The sequence below is a fragment of the Gimesia maris genome (genome assembly GCF_008298035.1).
Lineage (GTDB): Bacteria > Planctomycetota > Planctomycetia > Planctomycetales > Planctomycetaceae > Gimesia > Gimesia maris.
This window is the reverse complement of record NZ_CP042910.1, coordinates 3,631,216-3,653,692: the sequence shown is the minus strand read 5'-3', so window position 1 is coordinate 3,653,692 and position 22,477 is coordinate 3,631,216. Positions and strand designations below refer to the sequence as shown.

The window sequence follows — 22,477 nt, the reverse complement described above, 5'->3', positions numbered from 1 at the left end:
TCAACAAAACAGACAATGCCCGCCCAAGAGACAGTCGATACCGTCCGTCGCCAGGTGCCACAGACAGCCCACTGCCACCGCCCGCCAGCGCCAGGAGGGAATACAGAGTAGTGCCGTATACACGACCGCCGCCCACCAGGTATGCAGGGGATGAAATCCCAGGCTGCAGCGATGCGGATCAAAGATCGGGTCGGCCAGCAGATGATCGACGTCAATCAGCATCGTTGCCAGCATGATCAGCCCTGCCTGCACCCAGTGTTCCTTCCAGAACAGGCGCGCAATCAGAAAGGGGACGAGCAAATGACACGAGTAATGAATCAGATGCCGCACGACATCCGGAACAGCTTCCATGAGCGCGGTAAATCCTTCGACCTTTAAACAACGACAACTTCGAAGTCGTTATCATATTAGGGTACGAGGATTGGTTCAATCATCCAGTTACCTGAAAAGCCGGTCGGTTTGGGTTCGATTCCGGGTAGGCCGATACGAGAACGGTTCCCCTTTGTACTGTCATCGTAGCTGACATAAACGCCTTTGGTCCGGCCTGCACGAAAATCGACGGCAATCCAGGCATCTGCGGGTACGGTAACCGGTTTCGGGAATTTGATCTCCACCCATTGCTCGGCTCCCCGTTCAAACAGCGCGTACGGCGCCATCTCTGTCGCGATGACCTCGGTCAGATCCGGATTCAGAATATAGATCAGAAATCGTTCCTGCGGCGGTTTGGCTGTGCCATAGCGCGAACCATGAATGCGAATTCCACTCAATTCCCGCTGCTCGGCAGTCAGATTCATTTGAATCATTTCCCCAGAGCCACCAAGACTTTTTTTACCAGCCACTTTTGCTTCCGCTTGTGCAGTCGTGGAAGAAAGCGAAAGACTCAATCCAATCCATAAAAAAAGAGAGAACTTTAAAGCATGTGTTCGTCTCATCGCAATCATCCTTCATAAAAGAAGTCAGCTTCCTGCCTGGATATGTTTTTGCAGCAATTCGTTTACCGCTGCTTTCAACTCCGGTGGAACGGACAGCGGAGGGCCAGCCCCTTTGAAAAACCTTTTGCTGGATTGCAGGACCAACTGTGAATTCGCAGCTCCCGTCCAACTGTAACCGGTAATTTCATCCCATTTGAATAGAGTCCCATGATGCCAGACCCCATTTTCAACGATCAGTAACCGACCTGAAGAAGTGATGAGCATCATGATGGGGGTAGAGAGCAGAAGTCCTCCCATGAGGATTCCTTGACCATGTTCGGCACTGACGAAGAAACTCAACACTGCACCTGGTAATAACAGTAATGCGAGCAGTATGAGTGCAGTCTCGAATCGTGGGCCTCTGCAATCAAGCAAGGTTGAACCACAGCTCCGGAGTGATCTGATCCAGGAGAACAGAAACCAGAATAAAAGCGGGTAGCCACTTATGATTCCTGCATAGATAACTCCGTCACCCAGGCTGGTCTGAAAGAAATACGAAGTGAGCAATGCCAGAATACCCTGAAGCACAACCAGGCCGATCAGAATCAGGTAATCACCTTTGCCGTTTTCCCACTTCCCGGGGAATTCATTGATTTCCGCTTGCATGAAATCAGGCTCCGTTTGCTCTGACATCGATAGTAAAAGAACTTTTCACCAGCCGTCTGAACAGAGAAGAATAATACCAGACTCGTTCGACCTGTCAATCAGATTGTTGACGAGAAACGATAGTTCAAAGCCGGTGATAGAAACGCAAGAGCCCTGGCTCATCTGCCTCAGTACATTCTAAATTCATAATTTTGATACAATGCTGATTGCAGCCTGCTTTCCCGATCTTCAGAATGGAAATATCGCATCCATGTCTGATATTTTGCGGGAGACACGTATGGCAATTCCTGAGCATGAAGCAGTGGTACGACAGGGGGCAAAATCCTTGTCGCTCTGGCGCATGAGTCACCCCCAGGTAAAACTGAACTTGAAAGAAGCAGACTTAAGCGGGCTGGATTTATACAAAATCCGACTTCGGAAGGCGGATTTGCGTGATGCAAATCTTTTCAGAACGAATTTGAGTTGTGCCGATCTGAGTGAGGCTGATTTGTCTGGTGCCAATCTATGCGATGCCGATCTGATGTGCACGAATCTCTCGGGAGCCAAGCTCACAGGGGCGGATTTCAGCAACGCGAACCTGATTGAAACAGACTTCAGCTGGGCTGACTTAAGTGACGGCAACCTGGAGAACGCTATTTTAAAAAATATCAATCTCAATCATGCAATCGGGGTCGATCTGAGCACGATCACTGTTGACGCCGTCGCGGAGAATAAAACAGAACCTCCCGTCCTGCGACAAAAAAAACTGTTTACAGGATATGTTATAACCTTTTCTTCAATCTTCGTTTCCCTGTTTTTACTGGGGATCGGTTTATTCATTTCAGCCATCGCGGGACTGTATGGTGTCAAAGTTCTACACCAGAATTATATCGTAGAATGTTTTATGGGCCTGGCATTGCTGACGTTATCTTCGGGCATGACCGCAGGCGCAATCGCAATTGCATCGAGCAAAGGCTATTTTAGAATCATCGGTTTCATTTTAGTCGGTCTCCCGCTGGCAGGTCTCTGGCTTGACTTTCTGCTGAGATTAATGTTTGAACAGAAAGTCATCACCACCCTCAATGGGCCGGTACTTTTCCCAGGATTTCGAGAAATGTTCAAGCGATTCATCCTGATGAATGATGTCTACTATCTGTCAGCGGCCGCACTGGCAGGAATATTCATTCTTGGATTATTGCCGCCACGCAAAAAGATTTCTTCAGATTAAACACCGAGCACCGGTTGCCGACGATTCCGCCATGCTACTCCAGGCAGTGGATGCTGAGTTCGTAATACCACATCATGACACAACCACCCCAACGGAATTAAGAGCATACCTCGGACTTTCGAAATCCCCGCTCTGGCGATATCTCTCCCTGCAAATTACAGATTGAACATGTCTAGAATGAATCAGGACAACTGAGTCATCCTGCTTATTATTACATGGTATTTCCTGCAGATATATTTGTTCAATATTTGAGAATGAATTTTACCCCCGGGAGCCCATAGGCAATTTACCCCAAACTCATCCAAGGCAATTCCCTCCTTACGGCTTTACCGTTTTCGCATGTGTCCCGCTCTCAATCTGCAGCTTAATTAAAACGTCAGGTTTTCAGTAATGTCCAGGCAGATCAAATCATCATAATTAGAATTGCTGTCTCATAATTTCGACTTATTCGCCTTCCTGCTGTCTTGAAATGTTCTGTACATACAGAGATTGACGATGAGTTTCTCAGCGCGTTGTTTTTCTTATACAGAGTTTCAAGGAGACGGTTCCCATTAAATCTTTCACACACCATGTGCTGATTGTTGACGATGAATCATCGTTACGACAACTTCTGGCGCGTGCCTTAACACAAGTGGGCTTCCACTGTGATACCGCTGAAGATGGTACCGCCGCGCTGCTATACTATGAACGACATGATTATGATCTGGTAATTACAGATCTAAGTATGCCAAAATCAAATGGGCATGCCTTGTGTATCAAGCTACTTGAAAACAAAAAGAAAACGCCTCTGATTTGTGTTTTGACGGGTATTGCAGAGCCACGTATCGAAGAGGACCTGAAGAAACGGGGGATTAAACATCTCTACCATAAACCCATTGATTACAAACAGTTTTCCCAGGATATGCTTGCTTTACTGGAGGATTCAAATGATTCGGCACCACGTGAACCGACAGTGATGACTCCGCCTACTATCCCCTCCACACCAGAGACACCCGGCTCCAAAAACAATGTAGTGATTCTCAGCCCGGACATGACATTCTGTCGCAGCATTTCACTGGCATCCGCCGAGAGCCCGCTGAATGTCATTATTGCACTCAGTACCGACCACCTGCTGGAAATTGTGAACGAAAAAAGAATCGACCTGCTGATTGTCGATCAGGAGATATCGGGGTTTCTGCGCGGTAATCAGATTGTAGAACGACTTCATTCAGATTTAATTAATATTCCCGCATTCGTACGGGGGGATAAAAAATCATTTAGCCGGCTTAATATTGATGAATGCGAGGGAGTTGAGAAACTGATTGAGCTAGACATAAATGAGAGAGATCTATTGAACATGTCCTATGCCTATTTATCTCGATTATCTCAACATTGCCTGGTGATCGATCCGGCAGCCCGCAGGCTGGTGACTGAGTTTAGTGATGTGCCTCCCATTCCGCACGTTCTCACCAGACTCGCAGAACGCGCAGCACAATCGTCGCTCGATATTTCGATCCCCCAGTTAGTCAGTGAAATAGAAACGGATCCGCGACTCACTTCCGAACTCATTAAAGTCGCCAACTCGTCTCAAGTCGCATCGACTTCCAAACAAAAAGATCTGAAAGGGATCATCACTCTACTGGGGCCGCGACAGGCAATTTCTATTTGTCTCTCGCTGGGGTTAAGAACAGTACGTTCCAAACTGATGATGCCGTGGGCAGAGGAATTTCGAAACTGGTACTTAAAAAGAACTTCACTCATCGCTGCCACAGCAGAATCGGTGGCGCGTTTTTACGAAAATGTTCCGCCGGAAACAGCGTATTTACTGGGTATTTTACAGGACATCGGGATTCTCGTTCAAGCAGAGCATTATGGAGAAGTCTACTTTGAAAGAGTTATCAAACGAGTGCGAAAAATACCGACTCTGCAATTTACGACATCGGAAAGCCTGGTAACGAATACTGACCACGGAATGGTATCGGCGGCAGTGCTGCAATCCTGGGGATTTCCTTTTTCGATCGTACAACCTGTATATGCACATCATCAGGAGGAGCAGACAAAATTGCCGATCATGGCACAGGGTCTGGTCCGCTGCATGTGTCTTGCGGAAGCATTTGCTGAAATGTGTGATCAGCCTGTACCACAGCGTATTCTTAAAGTGAATACTCTGCTGGCTGAGTATTACCAGAAGAGCAGAATGGAAGCACAAGATGTATTTCTGACTGCCATCGAAAAAACAAATCGGATGACAGAAATATTACGAACGCCTCCCCTGGAGCCCGACGAACTGGAAGCAATTGTTAATCAACTTCAGATAAGTGATCCCCAACAGGTATGAGCCCATTCTCTAAAAATTCAATTGATGTAAATACTCTCACACAAGTGATCGAAAAGACGGTCAATGCCGTAGTCATTACGGACACCAACTGTCATATCACCTGGGTCAATCATAGCTTTGAACGGACGACAGGTTACTCATTTGCCGAAGCGCAAGGCAAACACCCTGGTCGTTTGCTGCAAGGTCCTGAAACAGCCCCGGAAGACATTGAGAGTATGAGGCAGGCCATAGCGTATAAACTGCCATTCTCCAAAGCGGTATTGAATTATACAAAGAGTGGCCAGAAATATTGGAATTACATTGAATGCCAGCCACTCTATGAGAATGACAGGTTGACCGGCTATATGGCTCTTCTGACTGATGTGACATCAAGCTTGGTAGCTCAGAATAAGCTGATTGAAGCCAAAAATCGCGTTCTCGAAAATTCAGAACGTCTCCAACTCGCCTTTGCCGGCGGTCAGGTGGGAAGCTGGGACTGGAGCCCAACCGAAGACAGACTGGTTTTCGACAAAAGCTGGGCAAATCTGGTAGGAGCAGATTACGAAAACCTCACACACAATCTGGAGTCTTGGGAACAACGGATTCATCCAGAAGATCTGGATCTGTTTTCACAGCAACTGGCAGCAGTGACAACTAACAACCAGGATTATTTCATCTCGGAACATCGTATTTTATGCGACCATAATCAGTATCGCTGGACAATGGCACGCGGACAGGTTGTGGCGCGCAATGATTTGGGGCTCCCGACGAGAGTGGTAGGAGTACATTTTGATATCACCCGTCAAAAACAAACGCAGGATCTTCTGGACACACAAAATACCCTCCTGCGTACGATTTTAAATGTCATTCCCTTTTCCGTATCCTGGAAAGACTCTGACTTACGCTACCTGGGTTGTAATGACAATTTTCTGGCGCTATCAGGATACAAACACTCCCGCACGATATTGGGGAAAACAGATTCAGAATTGAAACCTGAATCCACTTACATTGAACAACAACTTCAAGACGAATTAAAGGTCGTAACGACCGGTACCCCATTAATGCATCAGATCGAATCCCGGGTATCCGCAAATGGTGGCCAGAATATTCTAGACACTAACAAGGTCCCACTTAATCTAAATGATAATACGACAGGAATCCTCGAGGTCTCAATCGACATCACCGAGCTGGAAATGGCGCGTGAAGCCCTGCGTCAAAAAGAGCTGGAACTGCGTCGTCATGGACGGATGCAGGCAGTGGGGGAACTGGCAGGGGGCGGGGCGCATGAATTCAACAATTTATTGCAGACTATCCGCGGTTATGTCTGTTTCGCGCAGGACGAACTCAATCCTCAATCGTCCGCATATTCAGATCTTTCAGAAAGTATCTTTGCCATCGATCGTGCTGTGCAGCTAACACAGCAATTATTGCATTTCAGCCGTATTGATAATATTGCAAAAATAAAATGCGAGCCTGACGATGTGATTGAAGACTTAAAAAATTTACTCAAACCATTAATGCCAGATAAAATTAATCTGAATTTTGAATTAGCACTTTCGTTGCCCCCCATTAGGGCCAATACACTCATTCTGGGACAGGCAATTTTGAATTTGTGTCTGAACGCTCGTGATGCGATACCCGACGGAGGCACCATCACCATCGGAACACGATTAATCACTTCGGAAACCGGCAGAGACCAGATTGGCTTTTATGTCATCGATCCGGGAACCGGAATACCTGACGAAATTCAAGACCGCATTTTTGATCCTTTTTTTACAACAAAGGAAGTTGGAAAAGGAACCGGGCTGGGACTTTCCATCGTGTACTCTGCCGCTTATGAACATGAGGGCAAGGTGGAATTTGAAACTACCGTTGGGAAAGGTACAAGGTTTGAAATAGTGATCCCCCAGTACTACCAGAAATCCGAGACGAATCTGGAGAAAGGCGCTGATGAACAGGAATTATATCTTGAAAAAGATACGTCTTTAAACAACAAGACGATATTGATTGCCGATGATGATTCCATCGTAACCCTGGTTACAGTGCGTATGCTGCACAACCTGGGATACCAGATAATTACAGCGAGCAATGGACGTGAAGCGGTAGAAATCTATCGACGGGAACGACATAACATTCAGGGTCTGGTATTTGACATTTCGATGCCGCACATGACAGGTACCGAAGCCTATGAAAGTATTTGTAAACTGGGAAACCCTCCTCCCATTTTATTTTGCACGGGAGATGCGACTCCTGAGCTTCGCCACGTCAATCTCGCGGCAAAAGGTTATCGATTTATCAGAAAACCATTTAACCAAATTACCCTGGAGAAAATGATGGACGAACTATTTTCTGACGCCCTGGAAACCATCTAGAGCGTTTCACATTTAGTCGCACCAACGGGACACTGGCAAAAAAACTTCAGGCAGGAACTTCTTTTGTGCTTTCCTAATTAATCACTACCACACCAGTAATATCTGACACGCCCGGTCGACGGGTTGAAATAGAGATCTTCCGATTCCCATCCAAAGTGTTCGGAAAAGATGCGACGATAGTGCTCGGACATCCCTACATCCGTTTGTCTCTGCATTCCACTTTTTAATATTTGATCTACAGTTTCCCGCTTACCTGTAAAAGCGATTGTGATTTCCCCTCCATCACCCAATATCCAGAACGATGATTCCAGCTCTTTGACTTCACAATCCGGGGTAAAGCCGAATGTGCGTTCGAAAACAGCCGCCGGACGTGACAGTCTAAAAAAGAGAATGGCAACACAAAGACAATACACGGCAAATGAGCCGATCAGCCACTGTCGTTTGTGGGCGATTTTCGCCAGGAATAAGCCTCCCCACACCACTGCCGCAATCACGGTAAAGGTCATGCAAAATAACATCAGCAGAAAAAGGGCATTTAACGCAACCATTATGGATCCGAATCTGACTGTACTCTGGTACTGTGTAACGATTAAGCGTTTTCCTGTTTTGTTCTCTCCTTCAGCGCAGGCCATTCTGCGAATGCCAGAAAAAACAACAGCCCGATATTCAGCCCCGGAAATAAGATTAGAAGACTGATCCAGCCGGGAAAACCGGCTTTACTGCAGATCATCCAGCAGGGAAAGACTCCAATCAGCAGAATGGAACTGAGAATCATCATCTCAAAAAAACCGGGCATACGAAAATCTCCTTGTGATTGGGTCAGGCTGTCTTCCGTTCTCCTTTCTTCACAGGATGCAGGCCCAGGAATAAAAAAGCAATGGCAACTTGAGAAAACCTGACTTCCCCCGGAATTCAGCATTCTCTGTTGAACCGGTGCGAGCTAAAATAATCTCACGTCTTTTTTATTCGCAACGAGACCGTTTTTAATGTCAGATGCTTTTACTCATGCCCGAATCATCTCCTAAAAGCAGAATTCGTATTTTAGTTGTCTTCCTGATCCTCATCGCGGGATACGCGATTTTTTTGCAATACTACAATTACAACCCTGGGTTCAATGATGCGACCATGGCAGACATGAGGAAAGTAAACGCGGCTAAAATAGTGGACATCGCAAAAAGTGAATATGATGTTGATCTGGATTACTCTCCCGAATCAATCAAAAAGGTCGATCAGATCTTAGGTCAAATGCATCGCGAACACCTGGAGAAGCCATTTTCGGAAGACCAGATTATTAAAAGATCCATTTTATGGGGATCTTATGTAGGAGAGGTTGTCCGATCCAATGTAAGTTGTGAGTGGAGAGCTACAATTGGTCTTCCGCTTCAGTTAGATGACGATACTTACCTGTACCCCACCGACTGGTGTCATCAGAAAATCGTTGACGGGGGTGAAGAGAACCATCTCTGGACTCGATACCTGTTCGCCACGACGGGAAACTGAATATAAAGCATTCTTCAATGAATCGAATTCCACATTCCACCAGGGAGAATTTCTCATTCCACTCACGCCGTTTCATTTCAGCCCCGGGTTGCTGACTAAAGTCTTTGGCCCCCGTTCGTTCTGGCTGACGTCCTTCATGGCCGCGAATGTCCTGATTGATGTGGAAGTGCTGTATTATCTGAGCAGGGACGAACTACCGCTCCACCGTTACCTGCATACTTACATTGGCGGCAGCCTGGTCGGGCTCCTCTCTGGATTGTTGATGTGGGCCGTTATTTTAATCATCGTTCGACTAATGCCCGCCAGTTCACGCTGGAAAACACGACTTGAGCAGACACAAAATATCCGACTGCTCAATCAGTCGCTGCTGGCGGGTTTGATCGGGGGAGTTTCGCACGTTTTTCTCGACAGCCTGATGCATGACGACATGCATCCGTTCTGGCCGTTCGTGACCGGCAATTCACTGACTGGTATGATCAGCGTTCCGGCGCTGCACATCGGACTCGGGCTGCTCGGCCTGTTCTCGATGATCCTCTGGCTGCTGCTGCGAGAACCGTAAGCGGTAATCGCCTGTTTTGCATCAGTCTCAATCGGTGTTTTCGGCAATCCGCCACAAGACACCGGAAGTATATGTTAACTCAGTACGTGCTCCCAACCGGCATCTATGCTTTTGACGGATAGATTCATCATGAAATTTTCCGCCAGCGCTTGCTTCTAGAAATATTGTAACAGAAATGTGCAGTCCCCAAATTGGAGACAGGCCAGTGCATCGGACTTCCAGGAAATCTTAAAACCTAGATCTTCATAGAACCGCTGCTTAAATAGCGGGTGGTTCAGGCAAAGGCACTTCCGCAGTTTTCAACACATGGTTGAACGCGTCAGTTGGCGCGTCGGTGGGATTGAAGCCCTCTCTCCGTTGGTCGTCTGTGTACCAGATTGCGTGATAGCATTCAAAACAGATAACAAAATCATGCTGCTGGTCTTTATATTTGACCCGCAGGCCATGACGTGGTGAGAAACAGGCGGCAACGATCCCCGGATTGGCAGCGACGCTCTCTTCCAGAGACTGCATAAGTTTCTGCCTGGTTGTCGTATCGGTAATCTGCGTTGATCCCAGTATTTTCCAGCCATGAAATCTGCTGGCGTCATCCGGATCCTCTTCAATACAGGGATTGAGCGAGAAGAGTTCCCACTCAGGTGCTTCGTTCAGAGCAGCCGCTGCATCAGCCGGTATTTTGTCACCGGATGGCTCCATTGATAGTCGGTCCGAAGTACACCCCATCAGCAGTAATATAAGTATCAGAGGGTAGACTCGCATTGTTGTTTCCCCACCAATTACGAGGGTTCGTAACCAGGCATGATTTTAACAACGAATACCGCTTTGCCATGTTCCTCGTGGCTCCAGCGGAACATTTCCGTCAGACATGTCATCAGTTGTTCGTACTCGCCCACCACCACCGTCGAAGTCGGACCCGGCGTCACCTGCAGATCCGGGTAGTAACTCAACTTGGCAATGAAGGCTTTGATCAGTTCCTTGTAGCTTTCCTGAAATGGATACATGCTGATTTCGGCGGTACTGATCATGGGAAACCTTTCTGACAAAATCGAATTCACAAAGCAGGGGAGGGCACTACTTTCAGAATGAACTGATGAGACGTTATGTACAATCGATGGTACCAGACCTTAAGAGCCTGTCAATCAGTCGATGCAGTATCGATCGTTTTGTACGGTTTCAATTACTCAGGTGTCATGGCGAACTTGACCGTTACTTGGGCAGAAATAGTAATCTGGCCCGGTGCGGCAAGAATCCGTGCTGATTTTTCATCCTTTGTTTTGTCTTTCTGCAGGGCGACCAGCATCAGTTTCGTTTTTTCCGGTTGAATCTGCTGTTGATCTCCCTGAGGTCGGTCCGATTCCATGCGCACCATCGTACCGCCAAACCCGCCTGCGTCCCAGTTTGATTCGATTCCTTCTTCAATTCTCAGGGGAGAGCCCAGTTTCATATTTGTTAATTCGGTCAGATGCACTGCTTTCTCACGGGCATAGGTCATCGCCAGTTTTCGAGCTTCGAACTGATACTTTCGCTGATTACTTACCCGAAAATGGATTCTTTTCACATCGTTCAAACCTGCCTGAATCACATCGGACAGCAAAGGTTCAATATGATCGAAATTAGTCAAACGAATCCGCATGGATCGGACAAAATCATAGGCGATCGGAGTTTCTGAACGGGAATTGAATTGACCGTAATCGGGGGTGAGATCCAGGTCAGTGATTTTGATATCCTCGTCTGGAATCTGATAACGGGGAAATACCTCCATGACAGCAGTCGTGACTTCATCGTTATCCCGTTTGGCAATGGAAAGATGCTTGTCTCGTGTGTGGGCTGCCAGATACAGAATGACTTCATCGGGAACCACCTGAATCTCACTCATCGCCGACACTTCAATCGACGGCTGCTCGGCTGCCCCTGCCATGGAGCAACCTGATAGCAGTAAAACAGTTATAAAACCTCTCATTTCAATCCCCCTGGTAAACGTCCCTTGGAAATATCAGACTCCGTTTGAGTACTCGACCGTCTCCAGATCGCATCATATTTAACCAAAGAGTTCAGATGGATCGGGAGACGCTTCAGTAAAACAGGACACAGTCTGGCAGTCAATAAATTATTTACACAGCCACTGATCAGGAGGATAGCACGATAAAATAAAATGTGCTTAAAAAAATATTCATCTGGAATCAATGAGTTGAAGTTGTTACGTTGTGCACAGCGGGCACGCAATAGGGGTTAATTCTCATGAAAGTCACCACCGTTGCATTTATTGTTGTTATTGTGATTCAGTCGATCCATTCAGCACTCACCAGCCAGGAATTAAACCGCTGGAAACGGCATTGTTATCATTACGGCTATGCAAGCGCCGATACTGATCACACTGGAAATGTCATCGACTACAAGCTGATTCCCGGGCCAGGTCGATTCAGGAGCCAGACCGCTTCACTTTCACGGCTGACTCACTTTATTGAAATCGTCCCCGATGACCCGGATTATGGTGACGAGATTCCAGACAACGTTCCCTGAGCGATTGAATTAATCGGCGAACAGGGACTCGGAGTTGGAAAGTCAACCTGCTGGCATTGTCTCCGGATATCGACTGACCGAGAGATCAGGTCAAAAGAGATCGAAGTCCTGGAAACGCAAACGGGCGGGAATATCAACTGATATTCCCGCCCGAACTGGTTTAATGAGTTAAAAGTGGGCACGGGCGGGATCGAACCGCCGACACCAGGATTTTCAGTCCTGTGCTCTACCAACTGAGCTACATGCCCTTCGTTTCCCAATGAAATATCGGGGCGTTAACCCCATATGCAATCATTGCTTAATGGAAGCGAGATGGAAATATAAGCCATTCCTCTCTGAGTTTCAAGCAAAACCACTACTTCCTCGTCAGGTTTCATGAGTTTTCCTGGTTCCTGATCTGTTCTACTGCAAATACTGGTGAAATCACTGTTTAAGTTGTGCGGAATCTGTGAGTTTTAACGATCAGAACTGCATCGAGACTGTGTTGAGTTTGGCTGCATCGTCTCCTGGTCGATTTGGACCGGGTATAACAGATCAACAGACGCGATGGTGAAAAGGGAAGCGTTCTAGATCTGACCATCAAACAGGTCTGATGACAAATCGATCTCATCTTTTCCAGGGGTCGGCAGAGCCTGATCAATTTCCAGGTCACTTACATTCAGATCGATAATACTGTCCGGATCCAGCGGATCTACATTTTTGCCATCAGAAGTCTGAATCAGTTGAACGATTGGGCTGGTATAAAAATCTTTATTTCGGCGGATGACCCGGGCTGCACTTCCATCGGTAAGGATCACGATACTCCCGATGGGAAACAGAGAGAGCAGGTTTAACAGAGCCCGCATGGGCCCCTGGTCAATCGTTTTATCGTTCGTCAGCCGTAACAGATACTCCATCGCCGCATAAGGCATCAAAGCAGGTCGATCTTCCCTTGAACTCGTGAGAGAAACATAAGAATGTGCAACATTCAGAATACGGGCAAACAAATGAATCATTTTATGAGATCGCTGGCGTGGATACCCCAACCCGTTGGGCTGTTCGTGAACCTGGTAGCAGACGACGGGCACGACGCTGGGGATACCTGCTACATTTTCCAGCATTTCGAGGGAGAAGATCGGATGTTTCTGCATCTCCATCCGCTCCAGGGGACTTAATTGACGACGTCCTCTGCCAATTTTCTCCTGAACGCGAACCATCCCCCAGTCATGTACCAGTCCACATAGTCCAATGTTACGGACATTGTTCTCATCTAAATTCAGTTCGGTGCCGATTGCCATTCCCAGCAATGACATCTGCAGACAATGCTGTGAGAGAGACTCATCTTTGCCGGCTTCGACCGCAGCGGAGATCACACTGTCTGCATCAGAAGTCAGTTGCGTCAGATAACTGGCTGCCATCCCGGTAATATCTGCTCCACTGGGAGGTTTACCGGTGAGGGCACCACGCATCATACCGTCCAGAGACTCTCCAAATTGTTTCTGCTGTTCAAACAGCTTTTCACGTTGTGCAGGATCGTATGCTTTGCAGCCATGCATCACCATGGAATCCCGGACGGCCGGTCCGGTGTTGGCAACGAACATGGAACCCGATTCAATCAATCGGTCCAGCTTTGCGGTAAGTTCAGTTGAAAAAATTCCCTGGCTGGACGCATCGAGCATCGCATCCGCCCCCAGACTGACCGAGGCGGCATCTTCACTGTGAATTTCTACCTGAGGCATATTCCGATCGCGTAACAACTGTTTGAAACGTGAATTTATAACAGAATCTGCAGCCAGCAGTAACACGCCGTGCGCATCATAGATTGGATGCTTGATCCTGCGTCCCACGATCAGATCTTCGACGCGTATGGAAACTGTCTCCTCAGAATCAATCTGTGATTCGATGGATGGGCCCGTTTGTTCTTTTATTTCTGTAGTCATTTTCGTAACCTGAAGAGGCAATCAGCTCTTACATATCAGCCGATTCAAAACAGATGATTATTAATCGAACGCTTACTCTCTCGTAAAGAAAGCTCTTACTGTAAGCCTAGTTTGAAAAACCGGAAAACACTGCTAAGGAGGGATTTCCGATACAAAAATCTGATTTGGGTTGTACCTGATACTCCGAATATTCCGATCAGGTAACAGTCAAAGGAGGTATTTCTCCGTCGAATGGGATTCGCCAGGAAACTAGAGAGATTGACTGATCTGTTTCAGTACATCTGCTTCACTATTTTGAACAGTGGGCAGAAACCCACGCAATGGGAGAGGTGTTCCATCGTAGCGATACATCGAACCGGGAAAATGAATCCCTGTGATGCCCGTCGGCAGGAACACATCGGGTTGAAAATCCGGAAGCAATACAGGACCAGCCAGGATGGAAGCGACTTGTTTCAGATTCTTAATCGCCTTATCTGATAATCCTGCCAGGGGATTCCCCCCCGTCAGGATACACAGATCGACCTGAGACTGTTCCAGCAACCGAGTGGCCTGGTATTCGCCTGGTGAGTAGCGGGGAAATCCGGAAGCAAAATTGACTGTAGCCGCATATCCTGTCTGCCAGGCCAGTACATGTTCTGCCCCTTTGGTCTCACTGGAATTGGGGACTGTGATCGCATGGCAGCGGCGTTCGCTTTGAATTTCCTTGACCAGCAGTGAAAGTGCTTCCAGCTTGCGATGCGCCAGGAGCCCCTGCTTGAAAGCCGGTCCGGTAAAAAAGACGATGTATTTACTCTGTTTCAGTTGTGAAGCCAGCGACTGCAGTTCTGCTTCCGCAATTCCCACCGGTTCTTTTCCGGCGAGGTCCACCCCTTTCAGCAGAGCACGCAGTTGCCAGATCACTTCAAGTTCCCGCTCTGGTTCGATCTGAATGCACTCATCTGCAAAGTCAGACACAAGTGAACCTGCTTCCCCCATCACGACGGTTTTACGTGTAATTTCCGGGGAAGTTGTTACCAGTGACTGTCTGTGACGGGCATTGCTCAGAAGGTCCGCAGCCCCCCAGTAAATAATCAGGTCGGCACGACTGCGCACTTCGCCGAGAGTACATGTGGCCTCTCCCACCTGCTGCAGGGCCCTGGTTACAGCAGTTGCACCAGTGTCGATGCTCGCTCCTGTCTGATCTGCTAACGCGACAGCAGCGCGCTGGGTATCGGTTGAAGTCTGCGAGAAACCGGTCACAAGCGGTGCCTGCGCCTGTTGAATCAGTTCGACTGCCCGTTCGATGGCTGTTGTTTGAGAAACAGGCTGCCCCTGGATCTGTGGAACCAGCTGATCTGTGGTCGCCGCGCGTTCAAACCAGGCCTGCCCCTGTGAGCAGGTGGTCTGAACTTCCTGAATCTGCTGACCGTCAGTTTCCAGCCGAATGTCGTCACATGCGCAATAACACCCGGCACAGGTCACGTCTTCAATCAGATTTTTCACAGACGGTCTCCGCAACAATCACTTTGCCAGTTTCGAAGAGCAGGGGACGGTTCGAATTAACCCAGTTGCTTTTTCAGCTCGGTTAACAGCGAAACGGCCTTGCCAATATCCGTCTTCTGCTGTTCGCGATCCTCGGGAATTTCCCGTTCGATCGTCAGAGGACCGGTGTAACCGATATCATCCAGAGTCCGCAGATAGGTCCCCATGCCGACATCACCTTCGCCGAGAGGAACTTCCGCGCCCCAGTCAATCCCCCGTTTCTCCTCTGCTGCCCAGGTCGCATCTTTACAGTGGACACTACCCACCAGATGTCCTACCCGTTTCAGAGCAGCGATAGGATCACCGGTTCCGTACAGAATCATATTGGCAGGGTCAAAGTTGATCTTCAGATTATCTCGACCGACATCACTGATAAAATCAAGCAGGTGGTCTGCGGATTCCTGTCCCGTTTCCAGATTCAGGTTCTGTCCATTGACTTTGACATGATCCAGCAGGCCCTGTGTAACCGACACCAGTTCTTTGTAATTGTCTGAATCACGATCTTCAGGAACAAAGCCAATATGCAAAGCGACCGTATCGCATCCAAGCAATTTCGCAAAGTCAGAAATCTCTTTCATTTCCTCAACACGGGCTGCTCGTGTTTCAGCGGGAACCAGTCCCACGGTCTGTTTTGTAGTGGGGATGTCTGCATAGCTTTCACCATCAAATCCGCCGAACACACAGGTGAGTTTGATCCCGGCAGAATTGCAGCGTTCCAGGAATTCCTGTGCCACTTCGGGAGTTCGCGTCTGTTTGTGAGGTGCATGGATCTGTACGGTAGGAATTCCCAACTCCTGAACCACGTCAAAATGCACTCCTAATCCGGCGTCAACCGAAGCGAATACACCAATAGGCCATTTTTCCATTATCTGACTCCACAATATGAACGTTTATAATGCTCTAGTTGTTCCATTTTTCAATGACGTTAACCCTGCGACTGTCGGGCAGAGATACTTTTATCATAAGGAGAACCCGGCAGATTCACAAACGAGGACTCCGATTTCTTTACAATTTAAAAAAACAGTTGACTGAATCCCCGATTGCGGTTTCCCCGGCTATTGTTTCCAGACAAACACCTCTTATAATAAACTCTTCTCGCAACATACGCAGAGATTGCCAGCTCGGAAAACACAAGGGAACCGCTCATGATCGACATCAAAAAAATCCTGATACCAACAGACTTCAGCGAAACCTCTCAGGCAGCGACTCAGTATGCAGTCGAACTGGCGAAAAAATTCGGTGCCCAGTTGCATCTGCTGCACGTCATTGAAGACCCTGTGGTCTATATGCCGATGTTCGAGAGCTATGCCTTGCCTCCCAAAGAAGACTTTGAAAACTTTGCCAAAACCCGGTTAGACAACTGGATTCTGGATGAAGACAAAGCAGGCCTGGAAATTTCAACCCACTGGGTACACGGAAATCCGTTTGTCGATATTCTGAAATATGCCAAGCGGGAAGAAATCGACCTGATTGTGGTGGGTACACACGGACGTTCTTTCACCGCACACCTGCTGCTGGGCAGTGTCGCAGAGAAAGTGGTCCGCAAGGCATCCTGCCCGGTCCTGACCGTACGCCCCAAAGGTCATCAGTTCATTCACCCGACATCCGATGACGAATAACCGTTCGCATCCTGATCTTGACTCTTACTCTCTACGAATGTTGTACTGAGATAATACGGGATAACTCTATTCGTGATTGGCGACTCATCACATTCGGGAGAAAGCAGAATTCCCTTCTACGGGAAACTGTTCAGCGTGATTGCGTTTATGGTCATCCTGAATCTGCCAACCCCTGCAGACATGACTCCCTCGGCTCAGCGTCTCGCCGCGGTCACAGCTTTAATGGCAATCCTGTGGATGACACAGGCCATTCCCATCGCCGCCACCAGCCTGATCCCCCTGGTGGCGTTCCCCATTTTTGGCATTCAAAATCCAAAAACCGTCAGTGGTTCTTATATTAATGAGAATATTTTCCTGTATATGGGGGGATTCATCATTGCACTGGGCATTGAAAAGTGGGGCGTGCACCGACGCATCGCTTTGAACACGATTCGAGTCATAGGCAGCAGTCCACGTCGGGTTGTACTCGGTTTTTTATTCGCCACCGCGTTTCTCTCGATGTGGATCAGCAATACCGCGTCGACTCTACTCATGCTGCCTATCGGCATGGCGATCATCGGTTCGATCTCCGAACTGGCGATGTTTGAGTCCCAGGAAGATTCCTCAAAAGCCATCCAACACTTCTCGGTCGCTTTACTGCTGGGCATTGCCTATTCTGCGAGCATTGGCGGGGTAACAACACTTATTGGAACGCCGACCAATATTGCATTTCAGTCAATCTGGACTTCTCAGTTTCCAGACGGCCCACAATTATCTGCAGGTGAGTGGATGATTATGGTCATCCCGTTTGGCATTACCTTTTTGATGCTGACCTGGATCGTACTCTGCTGGAATATGCCAAAGCTGGCGAGTTCAAAAGAGTCATCCAAAGCGATCATCAATGAACATGTCAGACAGCTGGGAAAACCGACACGTCCCGAGATTCTGATGTTGATGGTGTTTGTGATTACAGCCGTATTATGGATCACCCGAAAGCCCCTTACGTTTGGTGAAGAGACTGTTCTACTGCCGGGCTGGGAAACTCTTCCTATCCACTTTCTGACCAAGTGGGGAATCTCCGTCAATTCTGCATCAGGCTGGGTACACGATTCCACGGTAGCCATGGGCATGGCGTTACTCATGTTTGCGATCCCTGCTCAGAAATCGGAGCAGGGGGAGACGCAATACCTGATGGACTGGGAAACGGCAGAACGTCTTCCCTGGGGAGTGCTGCTGTTGATTGGGGGCGGGTTTGCAATCGCCAGTGCGTTCAGCAGCACCGATCTCTCTGGTTGGGTGGGAGAGGTATTTTCCGAACGCATCACAGGCTGGCCTGCCTGGGCACTCATCTTTGCCGCGTGTCTAATGCTGACATTTCTGACGGAATTTACATCCAATATTGCCACCGTGAATACAGTGCTGCCCATCATGGCGGCGACGGCCGTCAGTCTCGGCATCGATCCGCGTCTGATCATGATTCCCGCTGCCATTTCGGCCAGCTGCGCCTTCACAATGCCGATTGCCACGCCTCCCAATGCCATTGTATTTGCATCGGGAAAAATCAGAATGTCAGACATGCTCAGGTACGGTATTATTCTCAATTTGATCGGGGTCTTCCTGTTGACCGCATTTATGTGGTTCTATTTCGTACCGCAACTGGGAATTGAGTTCGGAACCGTCCCCGAATGGGTGCATCAGCATACGCCTGAAAGCAAATAATTATTTGCCGATACAGAACTTACTGAAGATGCGATCCAGAATGTCATCGGTATAAACCTGCCCGACGATCTGCCCCAGATGCTGCAGGGCTCCGCGAATCTCAATCGCAACCAGTTCCTCTCCTACTTGTAACTGCGCGGCTTCTTCCGCCGCCTGCAGAGAGTGTCCTGCCTGACGCAGACTGTCGCGACAACGGGAGGCCGTTGAACCAATCAACTGGCGACTGCCCCGCCGGGATTCACTCAAACGCGAGAGAACCGCATGCTTAAGATCTTCCAGTCCCGATTCTTCAGCTACACTCAACGCCACCTCGCAGGCGGCGTCCCCATTCAGAGCAGGGGAGAGATCACTTTTCGTCAGCACTGTGATGACATTAAGTGATTCAGCAAGCTGCGTGCGCTGTGATTGATCAATGCTGCGCAATTCGGGACGCAGGTCCGCTGCAGTACACCAGACGACCAGATCTGCCTGTGCCATCTGCTGCTGGCGAAACTGCTGGGCAGAGACTGAAATCTCATGTACGCCAGCTTCCAGACCTGCTGTATCAATCAGTTGAATCGGTTGACCGCTCCAGTTGAGTGAGGTCACCAGGTAATCACGGGTGGTGCCTTCGATATCTGACACCAGTGCTGCCTGCTCATCACCGACCAGGGCATTATACAATGTACTCTTGCCTGCATTCGGCAGACCAGCCAGTACGAGTGACAGGCTGCCCGTCGATTCCATCCGTTCCGAAGAGTCAAGATACAGTTGTTCGCAGAACTCACGAATCTTCTGCAGACGGTTGACCAGTGTTTCACGATCAATAAATTCTATATCTTCTTCGACAAAATCCAGACCTGCTTCAAGCTCAGACAGCAGTTCCAGCAGATCCACCCGGGCAGCTCCGATCCTGGTAGAAACGCCTCCTGCCAGTTGGCTGAGTGCCAGATTCAACTCTTCATGATCGTAGGCATCAATCACCCCGAGCACCGCTTCTGCCTGGACGAGATCGACGCGTCCTGCCAGGAAAGCACGCAGCGTGAATTCGCCCGGTCGCGCCATCCGGGCACCATGCGCTGCCAGATTCTCGATGGCCGACTCCAGCAGGGGAGGCGAACTGACTGTGTGAAATTCGGCCAGAGGCTGACCGGTGAAACTACGCGCAGTTGGCCAGAAATAGAGCGCCCCTGGCAACCGGGAATCGGAGCCTGCCAGTTTGATGGTGCCGGAATAACGAGTCGGCAGTCGGGAGTTCTGCCATTTCGCATCAGAGTCAAAACAGTCTTGCAGACAGGGAAGAATCTCGTTTCCGCTAATACGTATCAGACCTGCTGCACCACTACCCGGTGCAGAGGCCAACGCGACAATCGTATCATCAAATTGCAGATTCATGCCGAATCTCGTAAAGAAACATTTCAGGAGCAGGTCCGCTGGGAAGCTTCTCGCTTAAGAGAAAACCAGACATAACCGCATCCTGAATCCAGACACAGTCCATGGCGCATCACATTTAACCAGATCGTCTGACAAGCTGGTACACCCGGTCCAAATGGTCCAGGAGAGGCTACAGAAAACGGGACACAGTCTAGCGGCGTTTTTTGGATTTTTTCCCCGTTCCTTTATCGCGGGAATTCTCCTGTCGCCGATCGTTCAATGCTGCCTGCTCCTGTGCCTGATCCGCAATTTCCTGGAGTCGGGCAAACCAGCCTTTTTTGGCGGGTGGCTCATTTTCATCAGTCTGTTTTTTTCGATTCTGGGTTTTCTTCGATTTGGCTTCGACGTCGATCACATTCGGATCAGATCCCACAATGGTCGACGGACGGCGTTTGGACTGGAAGTCCAGCAGCTTTCGCTCACAGATCCCCCACAGGCTGGAGGCGATGAAGTACACGCACAGACCTGCGGGAACATGATAGAACATGAATCCCATCCCGATCATCATGTAGTTCATGATTTTGTGCTGCAGTTCCTGATCTTTATCAGTTGGCGGCGGCATGAACAGTTTCTGCTGCATGACGAACAATCCAACGGTCACAATAGGCAGCAGGTTAAACTGGTCTCCCAGGAAGGGAATGGCAAACGGCATCTGAAACAGGGCGTCCGGAGCAGCCAGGTTATCCACCCACAGGAAAGGAGTGCCCCGCAGCTGGACGGCGTTGTTCAAAGCGGTATACAGACCAAAGAAAATCGGCAGCTGCATGAAAATCGGCAGACAGCCCGCCAGGGGGTTATAGTTGTTCTTGCTGAACAGCTCCATCTGCGCCCGGCCCAGCTTCTCGCGATCATCCCCGTATTTCTTTTTGAGTTCAGCAATCTGTGGCTGTAACTCTTTCATTTTCTGGGCACCAATCGCCTGCTTGCGCGAAAGCGGATACAGACTGCCACGCACGATGATCGTCAGGCAGATAATGGCAATTCCATAGGACAGGCCAAATCCATGCAGGGTGGTCAACAGCCACAGCATCAGCTTGGCAACCGGCCCGAAAATACCCAGGTCCATAATTTCGGTTGCATTCAGTGGGGGCCCCAGCAGAGATTCCCGTTTTGGTCCGGTATACATCGCATAGCTGTGTGTGATATCGCCACCGGGTGCCAGATCCAGATCCTTCGAATTAACTTGAACCGTGATCCGGCTCTGTGTTTCATCCCTCAATCCTCGCTGGACCAGGACAGGCTCGATACTGGCCGAATAATTGGACTGCATTTCGCCGTTAACGAGCTGGGGATCGTAGTTTTTTCCGTCCGGCGTCAGGAGAGCAGCGAAGTATTGAATATCCACACCGGCATACTGAAACGCCCGGCTGTACTTCTCGACCTGCTGCGCATTCACATTTTCAATGATGTCGGGGGCAGTAAAGATTTCCGTTTCAACGCTCTTGTCATCCTGCAGAAAGCCAATCCGCAGATCGCGATACTTGCGGGTGTTTTCGGCATTTTCCAGAGGAATCCCGATCGGCCCCAATAGCTGATAATCCAGCTTCTGTGCCGCCTGACTGTGGTTGACCACTTTGATATCAAAGTGAACCATGTACCCTGCCTGATCGGTGTCGCGAAACTCACGAAAATCTTTTCCCTCTGGAACCGGATATTTCTTGAGTTCGTATTTCTTCTGTACTTCAATGCTGCCATCCGGGGCTGTCAGACTCAGGAGAACTGACTGATAGAGTTTGGGATCATCCGGATCTTTTACCAGTTCCAGAACTTTCCAGTTGGCAGAGTGACAGTCTGTGTTTAACGCGGCCAGTTTGGCATCCAGTTGTGCCACATTCAGATCCAGGCTGCGTTTGAAGTCTTTACCGGCTGCAAATTCACCCAGAATTTTCAACGGTTGTTTGGGATTATTCAGATCGCGGTATAACGGATCATTCAGGTGTGCCTCAACCAGAGACGCTCCTGTTGTCGAAATTTTTGTCTGCAGAAAATAGCCCGAATCAGGATCCAGAGAGCCCAGCAGTATCGTGCGTTGAGGATTTTTCAGCAGTTCTGCTTCAGGGGGAGCCGGTTTTACCTCCGCTCCTTTATCTGCACCAGGGAGATCCGGTTTTTTCGCCACTAGCGGCGCATCGGCACCCTGAGGATCTTTTGCGTCATTCTCGACGACGTTTTGCGCTGCGGGTGGAGGAGCGATTTTCGGGTTAATGAACAGCTGCCAGAAAAATAACATGGATGCTGACAGTGTGACGAATAGTAAGAGACGTTTTTGTTCCATT

General features: G+C 48.9%; 21 protein-coding genes and 1 tRNA gene. 8 read left to right on the top strand and 14 right to left on the bottom strand.

Annotated elements, in window-relative coordinates; translation table 11 throughout:
• The 3 genes from GmarT_RS13510 to GmarT_RS13500 are packed head-to-tail and all read right to left on the bottom strand — an operon-like array spanning position 1 to position 1,577.
• Positions 1-351, bottom strand: coding sequence for a DUF6122 family protein (locus tag GmarT_RS13510; protein WP_002686292.1), 351 nt, complete (start codon positions 349-351; stop codon positions 1-3).
• A gap of 56 nt (positions 352-407) precedes the next feature.
• Positions 408-932: a hypothetical protein gene (locus tag GmarT_RS13505; protein ID WP_149302840.1), complete on the bottom strand. Its 525-nt coding sequence runs from the start codon at positions 930-932 to the stop codon at positions 408-410.
• A gap of 24 nt (positions 933-956) precedes the next feature.
• Positions 957-1,577, bottom strand: a complete 621-nt coding sequence (locus tag GmarT_RS13500) for a DUF5673 domain-containing protein (RefSeq protein WP_149302838.1) — start codon at positions 1,575-1,577, stop codon at positions 957-959.
• 250 nt (positions 1,578-1,827) lie between these two features.
• Here GmarT_RS13500 and GmarT_RS13495 point away from each other — a divergent pair, with 250 nt between their 5' ends.
• The 3 genes from GmarT_RS13495 to GmarT_RS13485 all read left to right on the top strand — a co-directional run bounded on the left by GmarT_RS13495 (position 1,828) and on the right by GmarT_RS13485 (position 7,452).
• Positions 1,828-2,784 carry a pentapeptide repeat-containing protein gene (locus GmarT_RS13495; RefSeq protein ID WP_157158956.1) on the top strand — a complete coding sequence of 319 codons (957 nt, stop codon included), beginning with the start codon at positions 1,828-1,830 and terminating at the stop codon, positions 2,782-2,784.
• A 571-nt stretch (positions 2,785-3,355) separates the two neighbouring features.
• Entirely contained in the window at positions 3,356-5,101 is a 1,746-nt protein-coding gene (locus GmarT_RS13490) for an HDOD domain-containing protein (protein WP_002686296.1), read from the top strand.
• Complete coding sequence (locus GmarT_RS13485; protein ID WP_002686297.1) at positions 5,098-7,452, top strand: PAS domain-containing hybrid sensor histidine kinase/response regulator; 2,355 nt, start codon at positions 5,098-5,100, stop codon at positions 7,450-7,452. The genes GmarT_RS13490 and GmarT_RS13485 overlap by 4 nt, the downstream gene beginning before the upstream one ends.
• Positions 7,453-7,529: 77 nt before the next feature.
• Here the strand turns inward: GmarT_RS13485 and GmarT_RS13480 are convergent, their stop codons facing one another.
• A complete protein-coding gene (locus GmarT_RS13480; RefSeq protein ID WP_002686298.1) occupies positions 7,530-8,000 on the bottom strand; it encodes a hypothetical protein in 471 nt (156 codons plus the stop codon).
• A gap of 41 nt (positions 8,001-8,041) precedes the next feature.
• Positions 8,042-8,248, bottom strand: coding sequence for a hypothetical protein (locus GmarT_RS13475; protein ID WP_002686299.1), 207 nt, complete (start codon positions 8,246-8,248; stop codon positions 8,042-8,044).
• Positions 8,249-8,457: 209 nt separating this feature from the next.
• Between GmarT_RS13475 and GmarT_RS29520 the strand changes: the two genes are divergently transcribed.
• Both GmarT_RS29520 and GmarT_RS13470 read left to right on the top strand, forming a co-directional pair.
• Positions 8,458-8,952 carry a hypothetical protein gene (locus tag GmarT_RS29520; RefSeq protein WP_002686300.1) on the top strand — a complete coding sequence of 165 codons (495 nt, stop codon included), beginning with the start codon at positions 8,458-8,460 and terminating at the stop codon, positions 8,950-8,952.
• On the top strand, positions 8,900-9,511 hold the full coding sequence (locus GmarT_RS13470; RefSeq protein WP_187782363.1) for a DUF4184 family protein: 612 nt from the start codon (positions 8,900-8,902) through the stop codon (positions 9,509-9,511). The genes GmarT_RS29520 and GmarT_RS13470 overlap by 53 nt, the downstream gene beginning before the upstream one ends.
• Positions 9,512-9,769: 258 nt before the next feature.
• Here the strand turns inward: GmarT_RS13470 and GmarT_RS13465 are convergent, their stop codons facing one another.
• The 3 genes from GmarT_RS13465 to GmarT_RS13455 form a co-directional block, all read right to left on the bottom strand.
• Positions 9,770-10,270 carry a hypothetical protein gene (locus GmarT_RS13465; RefSeq protein ID WP_149302832.1) on the bottom strand — a complete coding sequence of 167 codons (501 nt, stop codon included), beginning with the start codon at positions 10,268-10,270 and terminating at the stop codon, positions 9,770-9,772.
• Positions 10,271-10,287: 17 nt separating this feature from the next.
• A complete protein-coding gene (locus GmarT_RS13460; RefSeq protein ID WP_002686304.1) occupies positions 10,288-10,536 on the bottom strand; it encodes a thiamine-binding protein in 249 nt (82 codons plus the stop codon).
• A gap of 152 nt (positions 10,537-10,688) precedes the next feature.
• Complete coding sequence (locus tag GmarT_RS13455; protein WP_081459521.1) at positions 10,689-11,471, bottom strand: SIMPL domain-containing protein; 783 nt, start codon at positions 11,469-11,471, stop codon at positions 10,689-10,691.
• A gap of 278 nt (positions 11,472-11,749) precedes the next feature.
• Here GmarT_RS13455 and GmarT_RS13450 point away from each other — a divergent pair, with 278 nt between their 5' ends.
• Entirely contained in the window at positions 11,750-12,031 is a 282-nt protein-coding gene (locus GmarT_RS13450; RefSeq protein ID WP_002686306.1) for a hypothetical protein, read from the top strand.
• A gap of 175 nt (positions 12,032-12,206) precedes the next feature.
• Here the strand turns inward: GmarT_RS13450 and GmarT_RS13445 are convergent.
• The 4 genes from GmarT_RS13445 to GmarT_RS13430 form a co-directional block, all read right to left on the bottom strand.
• A tRNA-Phe gene (locus tag GmarT_RS13445) sits at positions 12,207-12,279 on the bottom strand.
• A 318-nt stretch (positions 12,280-12,597) separates the two neighbouring features.
• Entirely contained in the window at positions 12,598-13,950 is a 1,353-nt protein-coding gene (locus GmarT_RS13440; RefSeq protein WP_002686307.1) for an HD-GYP domain-containing protein, read from the bottom strand.
• Between the two features lie 249 nt (positions 13,951-14,199).
• On the bottom strand, positions 14,200-15,432 hold the full coding sequence (locus GmarT_RS13435; protein ID WP_002686308.1) for a hypothetical protein: 1,233 nt from the start codon (positions 15,430-15,432) through the stop codon (positions 14,200-14,202).
• A 56-nt stretch (positions 15,433-15,488) separates the two neighbouring features.
• Entirely contained in the window at positions 15,489-16,337 is an 849-nt protein-coding gene (locus tag GmarT_RS13430; RefSeq protein WP_002686309.1) for a sugar phosphate isomerase/epimerase family protein, read from the bottom strand.
• A 279-nt stretch (positions 16,338-16,616) separates the two neighbouring features.
• Here GmarT_RS13430 and GmarT_RS13425 point away from each other — a divergent pair, with 279 nt between their 5' ends.
• Together GmarT_RS13425 and GmarT_RS13420 are read left to right on the top strand one after the other, a co-directional pair.
• Positions 16,617-17,090 (top strand): universal stress protein, encoded by a 474-nt coding sequence (locus GmarT_RS13425; protein WP_002686310.1) that lies wholly within the window; start codon positions 16,617-16,619, stop codon positions 17,088-17,090.
• A gap of 72 nt (positions 17,091-17,162) precedes the next feature.
• Entirely contained in the window at positions 17,163-18,788 is a 1,626-nt protein-coding gene (locus GmarT_RS13420; protein ID WP_002686311.1) for an SLC13 family permease, read from the top strand.
• Here the strand turns inward: GmarT_RS13420 and GmarT_RS13415 are convergent, their stop codons facing one another.
• Together GmarT_RS13415 and GmarT_RS13410 are read right to left on the bottom strand one after the other, a co-directional pair.
• Entirely contained in the window at positions 18,789-20,162 is a 1,374-nt protein-coding gene (locus tag GmarT_RS13415; RefSeq protein WP_002686312.1) for a tRNA modification GTPase, read from the bottom strand.
• A 190-nt stretch (positions 20,163-20,352) separates the two neighbouring features.
• Positions 20,353-22,476: a YidC/Oxa1 family insertase periplasmic-domain containing protein gene (locus GmarT_RS13410; protein WP_002686313.1), complete on the bottom strand. Its 2,124-nt coding sequence runs from the start codon at positions 22,474-22,476 to the stop codon at positions 20,353-20,355.
• Position 22,477 lies beyond the last annotated feature (1 nt).